The organism is Streptomyces sp. NPDC023838 (assembly GCF_040639555.1).
Classification (GTDB): domain Bacteria; phylum Actinomycetota; class Actinomycetes; order Streptomycetales; family Streptomycetaceae; genus Streptomyces.
In genome coordinates this window covers 1-11310 of the sequence record NZ_JBFAAD010000022.1, presented here as the reverse complement: position 1 = coordinate 11310, position 11310 = coordinate 1, and the positions used below count along the sequence as shown (strand labels likewise).

Annotated in this window: 10 protein-coding genes; all 10 read left to right on the top strand. The window is 71.1% G+C overall.

From position 1 onward, the window contains the following. Positions 1 to 47 precede the first annotated feature (47 nt). On the top strand, positions 48 to 929 hold the full coding sequence (locus AB0G17_RS24540; protein WP_361386648.1) for an ABC transporter permease: 882 nt from the start codon (positions 48 to 50) through the stop codon (positions 927 to 929). Next, positions 922 to 1725, top strand: coding sequence for an ABC transporter ATP-binding protein (locus AB0G17_RS24535; RefSeq protein ID WP_361386645.1), 804 nt, complete (start codon positions 922 to 924; stop codon positions 1723 to 1725). The genes AB0G17_RS24540 and AB0G17_RS24535 overlap by 8 nt, the downstream gene beginning before the upstream one ends. A 429-nt stretch (positions 1726 to 2154) precedes the next feature. Further along, on the top strand, positions 2155 to 3048 hold the full coding sequence (gene hpnC, locus AB0G17_RS24530; protein ID WP_361386642.1) for a squalene synthase HpnC: 894 nt from the start codon (positions 2155 to 2157) through the stop codon (positions 3046 to 3048). After that, complete coding sequence (gene hpnD / locus AB0G17_RS24525) at positions 3045 to 3995, top strand: presqualene diphosphate synthase HpnD (protein WP_361386639.1); 951 nt, start codon at positions 3045 to 3047, stop codon at positions 3993 to 3995. The genes hpnC and hpnD overlap by 4 nt, the downstream gene beginning before the upstream one ends. Positions 3996 to 4131: 136 nt before the next feature. Further along, positions 4132 to 5529 (top strand): hydroxysqualene dehydroxylase HpnE, encoded by a 1398-nt coding sequence (gene hpnE / locus AB0G17_RS24520; RefSeq protein ID WP_361386636.1) that lies wholly within the window; start codon positions 4132 to 4134, stop codon positions 5527 to 5529. Continuing rightward, complete coding sequence (locus AB0G17_RS24515; RefSeq protein WP_361386633.1) at positions 5526 to 6629, top strand: polyprenyl synthetase family protein; 1104 nt, start codon at positions 5526 to 5528, stop codon at positions 6627 to 6629. Before hpnE ends, AB0G17_RS24515 begins: the two co-directional genes overlap by 4 nt. Before the next feature lie 111 nt (positions 6630 to 6740). Beyond that, positions 6741 to 8735 (top strand): squalene--hopene cyclase, encoded by a 1995-nt coding sequence (gene shc / locus AB0G17_RS24510; RefSeq protein WP_361386630.1) that lies wholly within the window; start codon positions 6741 to 6743, stop codon positions 8733 to 8735. Then, entirely contained in the window at positions 8735 to 9391 is a 657-nt protein-coding gene (locus AB0G17_RS24505) for a 1-hydroxy-2-methyl-2-butenyl 4-diphosphate reductase (protein WP_361386627.1), read from the top strand. Before shc ends, AB0G17_RS24505 begins: the two co-directional genes overlap by 1 nt. Before the next feature lie 5 nt (positions 9392 to 9396). Further along, positions 9397 to 10419, top strand: a complete 1023-nt coding sequence (gene hpnH / locus AB0G17_RS24500) for an adenosyl-hopene transferase HpnH (RefSeq protein ID WP_361386624.1) — start codon at positions 9397 to 9399, stop codon at positions 10417 to 10419. 4 nt (positions 10420 to 10423) lie between these two features. Continuing rightward, positions 10424 to 11310, top strand: an 887-nt coding sequence (gene ispG / locus AB0G17_RS24495; protein WP_361386621.1) for a flavodoxin-dependent (E)-4-hydroxy-3-methylbut-2-enyl-diphosphate synthase, incomplete at its 3' end; no start/stop codon positions are given.

Sequence of the window (11310 nt, the reverse complement as noted above, 5' to 3'; positions counted from 1 at the left end):
ACTTCGGATCATCGGGCGTACTTCTTTGAAAGCGAAAGTTTCCACTTGTGAGTGACACAACTCTGTCCCCGGCGGACCTCGCCGCCAAGCACGGCCTGGCGGTGAGCGGCGCCCGGCCGGGGCTGCTCGAGTACTGCCGCCAGCTCTGGGGGCGGCGCCACTTCATCCTGTCGTTCTCGCAGGCGAAGCTGACCGCCCAGTACAGCCAGGCGAAGCTCGGCCAGATCTGGCAGGTGGCCACCCCGCTGCTCAACGCGCTGGTCTACTACTTCATCTTCGGCGTGCTGATGAACGCCAAGCGGGGCATCCCCTCGGACGTGTACATCCCGTTCCTGGTGACGGGCGTGTTCGTGTTCACCTTCACCCAGAACTCGGTGATGGCGGGCGTCCGGGCGATCTCCGGCAACCTCGGCCTGGTGCGCGCGCTGCACTTCCCGCGCGCCTCGTTGCCCATCTCCTTCGCGCTGCAGCAGCTCCAGCAGCTGCTGTTCTCGATGATCGTCCTGGTCCTCGTGGTGATCGCGTCGGGCACCATGCCGATGGCCTCGTGGCTGCTGATGGTGCCGGTCCTGGCGCTCCAGTTCGTCTTCAACACGGGCCTCGCGATGATCATGGCGCGGCTCGGCAGCAAGACCCCGGACCTGGCCCAGCTGATGCCGTTCGTCCTGCGCACCTGGATGTACGCGTCGGGCGTGATGTTCAGCATCAAGGTGGTCCTCCAGGGCAAGCCGCACTGGCTCGCCCAGGTGCTCCAGGTGAACCCCGCCGCGGTCTACATGGACCTGGCCCGGTTCGCCATGATCGACGGGTACGGCGCCCACAACCTGCCGCCGCACGTGTGGCTGGTGGCGGTCGGCTGGGCCCTCGTGGTGGGCGCCGCGGGCTTCGTGTACTTCTGGAAGGCAGAGGAGCAGTACGGCCGTGGCTGAGGACAACAACCGGCTCGCCGACGCGAGCGGCGAGCGCATCCCGACCGTCATCGCCGACGACGTGCACATCGTGTACACGGTCAACGGCGCGGGCGGCGGCCGGGGCAGCGCCACCGCCGCGCTGAGCCGGATAGTGAAGGGGGACAAGGGCGAGTCCCGCGGCATGCGCAAGGTGCACGCCGTACGGGGCGTCTCCTTCACCGCGTACCGCGGCGAGGCGATCGGCCTGATCGGCACCAACGGCTCGGGCAAGTCGACCCTGCTGCGGGCGATCGCCGGGCTGCTGCCGCCCGCCAAGGGCAAGGTGTACACCAACGGCCAGCCGTCGCTGCTCGGCGTCAACGCCGCGCTGATGAACGAGCTGACCGGCGAGCGCAATGTGATCCTGGGCGGCCTGGCCATGGGCATGTCGCGCGAGGAGATCAAGGAGCGGTACGAGGAGATCGTCGACTTCTCCGGCATCAACGAGAAGGGCGACTTCATCACCCTGCCGATGCGGACGTACTCCTCGGGCATGGCGGCCCGGCTGCGGTTCTCCATCGCCGCCGCCAAGGACCACGACGTCCTGATGATCGACGAGGCGCTGGCCACCGGTGACCGCAAGTTCCAGATCCGCTCCGAGGAGCGCATCCGCGAGCTGCGCAAGCACGCGGGCACGGTCTTCCTGGTCAGCCACAGCATCGGCTCCATCAGGGACACCTGCAACCGGGTGCTCTGGCTGGAGCGGGGCGAGCTCCTGATGGACGGCCCCACCGACGAGGTCGTCAAGGCGTACCAGAAGGAGACGGGGCGCTGACACGCGGTCACCGTTCGAACGACGCCGAAGGCCCCCGCCGATCAACCCCGGCGGGGGCCTTCGCGTCCTTGGGGGCGGCCCGCAGGACGGCCCGGAATGTCAAGGCTGCGTCAAGTCGCCTGCGCCGGGGGAAGGTTGGCGCGGATTGAAGTGTTCTTGTAATGCGCGCAGCACCCCGACGTGTTGTCAGGCGTTGTACAACGTAAGCTGTACCGGTGTTGATCGTGACGGACGGGCGGTACCGCCCCGGGCAGCCCGCGCGGGAGCCGTCCTCCACTCGGGAGGCTCGGCGGCGTGTCCGAAATGGGATGTTTTGGGTCGGCGGTGTAGAACGGGAGATGTGACGGCAATGGCTACGGGAAATCTCCAGCTACGAGAGACTTCCGCCGTTCCCGTACCGGGCGGCCCCTGGTGACAGGTGTCCGGGACGTGCGCACCGACTCCCCCTCGCGCACCACGCTCGACAAGGCCACGGAGGAGAACTTCCCGGTGGCCCCCTTCTTTCTGCCGCGCGCCTGGCGCGACGACCTGATGGCCGTGTACGGCTACGCCCGCCTGGTCGACGACATCGGCGACGGCGACCTGGCTCCCGGCGGCGCCGACGCCCGGTACCTGGGCGTGGCGCCCACCGACGCGGACGACCGGCTCGTAATGCTCGACGCCTTCGAGGCGGATCTGGGCCGCGTCTTCGACTCCACCCCGCACCACCCGCTGCTGCGCGCCCTGCAGCCCACGGTCCGCCGCCGCTCGCTCACCCCCGGCCCGTTCCTCGGCCTGATCGCGGCGAACCGGCAGGACCAGCAGGTCAGGCGGTATGAGACCTACGACGACCTGGTCGCGTACTGCGAACTGTCAGCCAATCCCGTGGGGCGCCTGGTGCTGGCGATCACCGGCACCGAGAGCCCCGAGCGCGTCCGCCGCTCGGACGCCGTCTGCACCGCGCTCCAGATCGTCGAACACCTCCAGGACGTCGCCGAGGACCTCGGGCGGGACCGCGTCTACCTGCCCGCCGAGGACATGCGGCGGTTCCACGTCACGGAGGCCGATCTGGCCGCGCCGCACGGGGGCGCGTCGGTACGTGCCCTGGTCGCGTTCGAAGCGGAACGCGCCGCACAGCTGCTGAATGAAGGCACCTCCCTGGTGGGTAGCGTCCACGGCAGACTCAGACTGCTGCTGGCCGGATTCGTGGCCGGAGGACGCGCCGCGCTCGACGCGGTCGCTGCCGCCGGCCACGACGTACTCCCTGGACCGCCCAAGCCCACCAAGTCCAGTCTGCTGCGCGAAGTGGGAGCCGTGTTGCGTAGAGCGCGTAGAGAGGGGTGAGCCGGACCGTGGATCCACACGCACACGTGTCCGCGCCGGTACAGGCCGCGTACAGCTACTGCGAGGCGGTGACCGGACAGCAGGCGCGCAACTTCGCGTACGGCATCCGGCTGCTGCCGACCGACAAGCGCCAGGCGATGTCCGCGCTCTACGCGTTCTCGCGGCGCGTCGACGACATCGGCGACGGCGCCCTGCCCCCCGAGGCCAAGAAGCAGCGCCTGGAGGACACCCGCGCGCTGCTCGGCCGGATCGCCGAGGGCGCGGTCGAGGAGGACGACACCGACCCGGTGGCCGTGGCGCTCGCGGACGCGGCACGCCGCTTCCCGATCCCGCTGGACGGGCTCGACGAGCTCATCGACGGCGTCCTGATGGACGTGCACGGCGAGGCCTATGAGACCTGGGACGACCTGAAGGTCTACTGCCGGTGTGTCGCGGGCGCCATCGGCCGGCTCTCCCTGGGCGTGTTCGGTACACAACCGGGCGCACTGGGCACCGAGCGCGCCGCAGAGTACGCGGACACGCTGGGCCTGGCCCTCCAACTCACCAACATCCTCCGGGACGTTCGCGAGGACGCGGGCAACGGGCGCACCTATCTGCCCGCCGACGACCTGGCGAAATTCGGGTGCGCCGCCGGCTTCCACACCGCCGCCCCGCCCGCCGGCTCCGACTTCGCGGGGCTGGTCCACTTCGAGGTGCGCCGCGCCCGGGCGCTGTTCGCCGAGGGCTACCGGCTGCTGCCCATGCTCGACCGGCGCAGCGGCGCCTGTGTCGCCGCGATGGCCGGAATCTACCGCCGCCTGCTCGACCGCATCGAGCGCGACCCGGAGGCCGTGCTGCGCGGCCGGGTCTCGCTGCCCGGCCGGGAGAAGGCGTACGTGGCGGTACGCGGACTGTCCGGGCTCGACACCCGTACCGTCTCCCGGCAGACCGCCAGGAGGCGCGCCTGATGGCCCATGGGCACCTGGACGTGCGGCCGAGGAGCATTACGTGCGGAGGGCGTGCAACCCTCGCTCCGGCCAGGGCGTCCCTGACTGCGACGGCCGGGCGTGCGCACGACACCGGCACGGCCGGAGGGGAGGACGCATGACAACCCCGCAGCCCGAACGCGCGGTGGTCGTCGGCGGAGGACTGGCCGGAATCACCGCCGCGCTCGAACTGGCCGGCGCCGGCCTCGGCGTGACCCTGATCGAAGGCCGCCCGCGCCTGGGCGGCCTCGCCTTCTCCTTCCGGCGCGGCGAACTCACCGTCGACAACGGCCAGCACGTCTACCTGCGCTGCTGCACGGCCTACCGCTGGTTCCTCGACCGGGTCGGCGGCGCCCACCTCGCGCCCCTCCAGGACCGCCTGGACGTGCCCGTCCTGGACGTCGCCCACCCGCGCGGCCCCCGGCTCGGCCGACTGCGCCGCAGCGCCCTGCCCGTACCGCTGCACCTGGCCAGGAGCCTCGCCACCTATCCGCACCTCTCGCTCGCCGAGCGGGCCTCCGTCGGGCGCGCCGCACTCGCGCTCAAGGGCCTCGACCCGGCCGACCCCGCGCTCGACGGGGTGGACTTCGCGACCTGGCTCGGCCGCCACGGCCAGTCCGCCCGCACCGTCGAGGCCCTGTGGGACCTGGTGGGCGTGGCGACCCTGAACGCGACCGCGCCGCACGCCTCCCTCGGGCTCGCCGCGATGGTCTTCAAGACCGGGCTCCTCTCCGAGCCGGGCGCCGCCGACATCGGCTGGGCGCACGTGCCGCTGGGCGAGCTCCACGACACGCTGGCCCGCAAGGCGCTGGCCTCGGCCGGGGTCCGCGTCGAGACCCGTACCAAGGCCGACTCCGTCTCCCGTACCGAGAGCGGCGCCTGGCGGGTCGAGGTGGGCGGCGAGACGCTGGACGCCGAGGTGGTCGTCCTGGCCGTCCCGCAGCGCGAGGCGCACGACCTGCTTCCGCACGGCGCGCTCGACGACCCGGGCAAGCTGCTCGACATCGGCACCGCGCCCATCCTCAACCTGCACGTCGTCTACGACCGCAAGGTGCTGCGGCAGCCGTTCTTCGCGGCCCTCGGCTCGCCCGTGCAGTGGGTCTTCGACCGCACCGAGTCCTCGGGGCTGACGGGGTCTCCCGGCGGGCGGGGATGCCAGTACCTGGCGGTGTCCCAGTCGGCTGCCGAGGGCGAGATCGACGCGCCGGTGGCCGCGCTGCGCGCGCGCTACCTGCCCGAGCTCGAACGGCTGCTGCCCGCCGCGCGCGGCGCGGGCGTACGGGACTTCTTCGTGACCCGGGAGCGTACGGCGACGTTCGCCCCCACCCCCGGCGTCGGACGGCTGCGCCCGGGCGCGCGCACCAACGCTCCCGGCCTCTACCTGGCCGGCGCGTGGACCGCCACCGGCTGGCCCGCGACGATGGAGGGCGCCGTACGCAGCGGATTCAGCGCCGCGGGCGCGGCTCTGGCCGTACTCGGCCGCTCCCACGCCCACCCGCTTCAGGAGGCGGCATGACTGTCAGCAGCACTGGAACAAGAGGAGAGACCGTGCCGACTGTGCCTTCGGCGAACTCGGCTGTCGACACCGTGGACGTCGCCGCGCTTCTGGAGCGCGGGCGGACGCTGTCCACGCCGGTGCTGCGCACGGCCGTGGACCGGCTCGCCGCTCCCATGGACACCGTCGCCGCCTACCACTTCGGGTGGATCGACGCCCAGGGCAACCCGGCGGACGGCGACGGCGGCAAGGCCGTGCGGCCCGCGCTCGCGCTCCTCTCCGCCGAGGCGGCCGGGGCCCGGCCCGAGGTCGGCGTGCCCGGCGCGGTCGCCGTCGAGCTCGTCCACAACTTCTCGCTGCTCCACGACGACCTGATGGACGGCGACGAGCAGCGCCGCCACCGGGACACGGTGTGGAAGGTGCACGGCCCGGCGCAGGCGATCCTCGTCGGCGACGCGCTCTTCGCGCTGGCCAACGAGGTCCTCCTGGAGCTCGGCACGGTCGAGGCCGGGCGCGCCACCCGCCGGCTGACCACCGCGACCCGCAAGCTCATCGACGGCCAGGCCCAGGACATCTCCTACGAGCACCGCGAGCGGGTCACCGTCGAGGAGTGCCTGGAGATGGAGGGCAACAAGACCGGCGCGCTGCTCGCCTGCGCCTGCTCCATCGGCGCGGTGCTCGGTGGCGCGGACGACCGCATGGCCGACACGCTGGAGGCGTACGGCTACCACCTCGGCCTCGCCTTCCAGGCCGTCGACGACCTGCTCGGCATCTGGGGCGACCCGGAGGCCACCGGCAAGCAGACCTGGAGCGACCTGCGCCAGCGCAAGAAGTCCCTGCCGGTGGTGGCCGCGCTCGCGGCCGGCGGCCCGGCCTCGGAGCGCCTGGGCGAGCTGCTCGCCGCCGACGCCAAGAGCAACGACTTCGACACCTTCTCCGAAGAGGAGTTCGCCACCCGGGCGGCGCTCATCGAGGAGGCGGGCGGCCGGGAGTGGACCTCGCAGGAGGCGCGCAGGCAGCACACCATCGCGATCGACGCGCTGGGCGCCGTCGACATGCCCGAGCGGGTGCGGGCGCAGCTGACCGCGCTGGCCGACTTCGTGGTCGTACGGAAGAGATGATCACCATTCGCATATGACGCGACGTCGCCGGAGCGGGCCCGCCAGGGGGCCGCGTCCGACGGAGACCCCAGCACAGCAGAAGTTCCACTGCACTTGCATTAAGGGGAAGCCATGACAGCGACGACCGACGGAAGCGCCGGGGCCCCGCGGCCCCCGGCCGCCGCGGCCAGCGAACCGACCGCACCACCCCCCGGCGAAGACGAGGTGCTCGACGCCGCCCGGCGGGCGGCGGACCGCGCGGTCGAGCACCTGCTCGGCAGGCAGGACGCCCTCGGCTGGTGGAAGGGCGACCTGGAGACCAACGTCACCATGGACGCCGAGGACCTGCTGCTCCGTCAGTTCCTCGGGATCCAGGACGAGAAGACGCTCCGGGCGGCCGCGCTCTTCATCCGGGGCGAGCAGCGCGAGGACGGCACCTGGGCCACGTTCTACGGCGGCCCGCCCGAGCTCTCCGCCACCGTCGAGGCGTACGTGGCGCTGCGGCTCGCCGGGGACCGGCCGGACGACCCGCACATGGCGCGGGCCTCGGCGTGGGTCAGGAGCCAGGGAGGCATCGCCGCCTGCCGGGTCTTCACCCGGATCTGGCTGGCCCTGTTCGGCTGGTGGAAGTGGGACGACCTGCCGGAGCTGCCGCCGGAGCTGATCTTCCTGCCCAAGTGGTTCCCGCTCAACATCTACGACTTCGGCTGCTGGGCCCGGCAGACCATCGTGCCGCTCACCGTGGTCTCCGCCAAGCGGCCGGTGCGGCCCGCGCCCTTCGCGCTCGACGAGCTGCACACCGACGCGCGCGACCCCAACCCCGCCCAGAAGCTCGCCCCCGCCGCGAGCTGGGACGGCGTCTTCCAGCGGCTCGACAAGGCGCTGCACGTCTACCACCGCCTCGCCCCGCGCAAGCTGCGCCGCGCCGCGATGAACACCGCAGCCCGCTGGATCGTCGAGCGCCAGGAGAACGACGGCTGCTGGGGCGGGATCCAGCCGCCCGCCGTCTACTCCGTGATCGCCCTGCACCTGCTCGGCTACGACCTCCAGCACCCGGTGATGCGGGCCGGTCTTGAATCCCTCGACCGGTTCGCGGTGTGGCGCGAGGACGGTGCCCGGATGATCGAGGCCTGCCAGTCCCCGGTGTGGGACACCTGCCTCGCCACCATCGCGCTCGCCGACGCGGGGCTGCCCGCCGACCACCCGGCCCTGGTCAAGGCCGTGGACTGGATGCTCGGCGAGGAGATCGTCCGGCCGGGCGACTGGGCGGTGAAGAAGCCCCAACTGCCGCCGGGCGGCTGGGCGTTCGAGTTCCACAACGACAACTACCCGGACATCGACGACACCGCCGAGGTGATCCTCGCGCTGCGCCGGGTGCGCCACCCCGACCCCGAGCGGGTCGAGGGGGCGATCCGCCGGGCCGCGCGGTGGACGCTCGGCATGCAGTCGAGGAACGGGGCGTGGGCCGCCTTCGACGCCGACAACACCAGCCCGTTCCCCAACCGGCTGCCGTTCTGCGACTTCGGCGAGGTCATCGACCCGCCGTCGGCCGATGTCACCGCGCACGTCGTGGAGATGCTGGCGGTCGAGGGCCGGGCCCACGAGCCGCGCGCCCGGCGCGGCATCGAGTGGCTGCTGGCCGAACAGGAGGCGAGCGGCGCCTGGTTCGGGCGCTGGGGCGTCAACTACGTCTACGGGACGGGCTCGGTGGTCCCGGCGCTGACGGCCGCCGGGCTGCCCGCCTCGCACCCGGCGATCCGCCGGGCCGTCGCCTGGCTGGAGTCGGTGCAGAACGAGGACGGCGGCTGGGGCGAGGACCTGCGCTCCTACCGCGAGGAGGAGTGGATCGGGCACGGCGCCTCGACCGCCTCCCAGACCGCCTGGGCGCTGCTCGCGCTCCTCGCGGCGGGGGAGCGGGACGGCAAGGCGGTCGAGCGGGGCGTCGCCTGGCTCGCCGGGACCCAGCTGGCGGACGGCTCCTGGGACGAGCCGTACTTCACCGGCACCGGTTTCCCCTGGGACTTCTCGATCAACTACCACCTCTACCGCCAGGTGTTCCCGCTCACCGCGCTCGGCCGCTATGTCCATGGAGAACCGTTCTCCCTCGCCGCTCCCAAGGGGAAGTGATGGACGTACGTCCCTTGGTCCCCCCGGAACCCGTACCGCTGCTCGTCGCCTGTGCGCTCACCATCGAGGAGCTGGCGCTGCGCAGCGGCGGCCGGGGCCGGGCCCCCGGGCAGGTGGTGACCGTGCTGCGCAGCGGTATGGGCCCGAAGGCCGCCGAACGGGCCGTGCTGCGGGGCCTGGGCACGGCGGAGAACCGCGAGGCGGCCGTGATCGCCTCCGGATTCTGTGCGGGCCTGGCCCCCGGGATGCACCCCGGGGACCTGGTCGTCGCCGAAGAGACCCGCGACCCGCGCGGCACCACCGCCTGCGTGGGTACGGAGGTGCTGGCCAAGGCGCTGCAAGCCGCGCTGCCTGGCCGCACCGTGCACACCGGTCCGCTCCTCGGCTCCGACCACGTGGTGCGTGGTCACGAACGGGCCGAGCTGCGCGCGACCGGGGCGATCGCCGTGGACATGGAGTCCGCGGCGACGCTGTGGAGCGCCGTCGGGGCCGGAGAGCGTCCGGTTGCGGCCGTACGGGTGGTCGTGGACGCTCCAGAACATGAACTCGTCCGGATCGGCACGGTACGCGGTGGAATATCAGCTTTCCGCGTTCTTCGTGCCGTCCTTCCCGCTTTCTTTGAATGGCACCGTTCTTTGCCGCTCCCCAGGAGGTGAGCCAGATGGCCATGCCGCTTCGCCAGTCCATCAGGGTCGGGACCTATCTTGTTGAACAGAAGCTCCGCAAGCGTGAGAAGTTCCCGCTGATCGTCGAGCTGGAGCCGCTCTTCGCCTGCAATCTGAAGTGCGAGGGCTGCGGGAAGATCCAGCATCCGGCCGGGATCCTGAAGCAGCGCATGCCGGTGGCGCAGGCCGTGGGCGCCGTCCTGGAGTCGGGCGCCCCCATGGTCTCCATCGCGGGCGGCGAGCCCCTGATGCATCCTCAGATCGATGAGATCGTGCGCCAGTTGGTGGCCAAGAGGAAGTACGTCTTCCTCTGCACCAACGCCCTGTTGCTGCGCAAGAAGCTGGAGAAGTTCACCCCGTCCCCGTACTTCGCGTTCGCCGTGCACATCGACGGCCTGCGCGAGCGGCACGACGAGTCGGTGGCGAAGGAGGGCGTCTTCGACGAGGCGGTGGCGGCGATCAAGGAGGCCAAGCGCCAGGGCTTCCGGGTCACCACCAACTCCACCTTCTTCAACACCGACACCCCGCAGACGATCATCGAGGTGCTCAACTTCCTCAACGACGACCTCCAGGTCGACGAGATGATGATCTCGCCCGCGTACGCCTACGAGAAGGCGCCCGACCAGGAGCACTTCCTGGGCGTCGAGCAGACCCGCGAGCTCTTCAAGAAGGCGTTCGCCGGGGGCAACCGGCGCCGCTGGCGGCTCAACCACTCCCCGCTCTTCCTGGACTTCCTGGAGGGCAAGGCGGACTTCCCGTGCACGGCCTGGGCGATCCCCAACTACTCGCTCTTCGGCTGGCAGCGGCCCTGCTACCTGATGAGCGACGGGTACGTACCGACGTACCGGCAGCTGGTCGAGGAGACGGACTGGGACAAGTACGGCCGGGGCAAGGACGACCGGTGCGCCAACTGCATGGCGCACTGCGGCTACGAGCCCACCGCCGTCCTCGCGACCATGGGGTCGCTCAAGGAGTCGCTGCGCGCGGTCCGCGAGACCGTGCAGGGAAACCGCGGGTGACGTGATGAGGACCGGAGAGCCCGTCTCCCTGGGCCTCCCCGCGCTGCCGACCCGGCCGCCGGCGATGCGCCGCCCCTCGCGGCGCATCCAGGTCGGGTCGGTGGCCATTGGCGGGGATGCTCCGGTCTCGGTGCAGTCGATGACGACGACGCGTACGTCGGACATCGGCGCGACGTTGCAGCAGATCGCGGAGCTGACGGCGTCGGGCTGCCAGATCGTGCGGGTGGCCTGCCCCACGCAGGACGACGCGGATGCGTTGGCGACGATCGCGAAGAAGTCGCAGATCCCGGTGATCGCGGATATTCATTTTCAGCCGAAGTACGTGTTCGCGGCGATTGACGCGGGGTGTGCGGCGGTGCGGGTGAATCCGGGCAACATCAAGCAGTTCGACGACAAGGTCAAGGAGATCGCGCGGGCGGCGAAGGACGCGGGGACGCCGATCCGGATCGGTGTGAACGCGGGGTCGCTGGATGCGCGGCTGCTGAAGAAGTACGGGAAGGCGACTCCTGAGGCGCTGGTGGAGTCGGCGCTGTGGGAGGCGTCGCTTTTCGAGGAGCATGATTTCCGGGACATCAAGATCTCGGTGAAGCACAACGATCCGGTGGTGATGGTCGAGGCGTACCGGCAGCTGGCGGCTCGGTGTGACTATCCGCTGCATCTGGGTGTGACGGAGGCGGGGCCGGCGTTCCAGGGGACGATCAAGTCGGCGGTGGCTTTCGGTGCGCTGCTGAGTCAGGGCATTGGTGACACGATCCGGGTTTCTCTGTCGGCGCCGCCGGCGGAGGAGATCAAGGTGGGGATCCAGATTCTGGAGTCGTTGAATCTGCGTCAGCGTCGTCTGGAGATTGTGTCGTGTCCGTCGTGTGGGCGGGCGCAGGTGGATGTGTACAA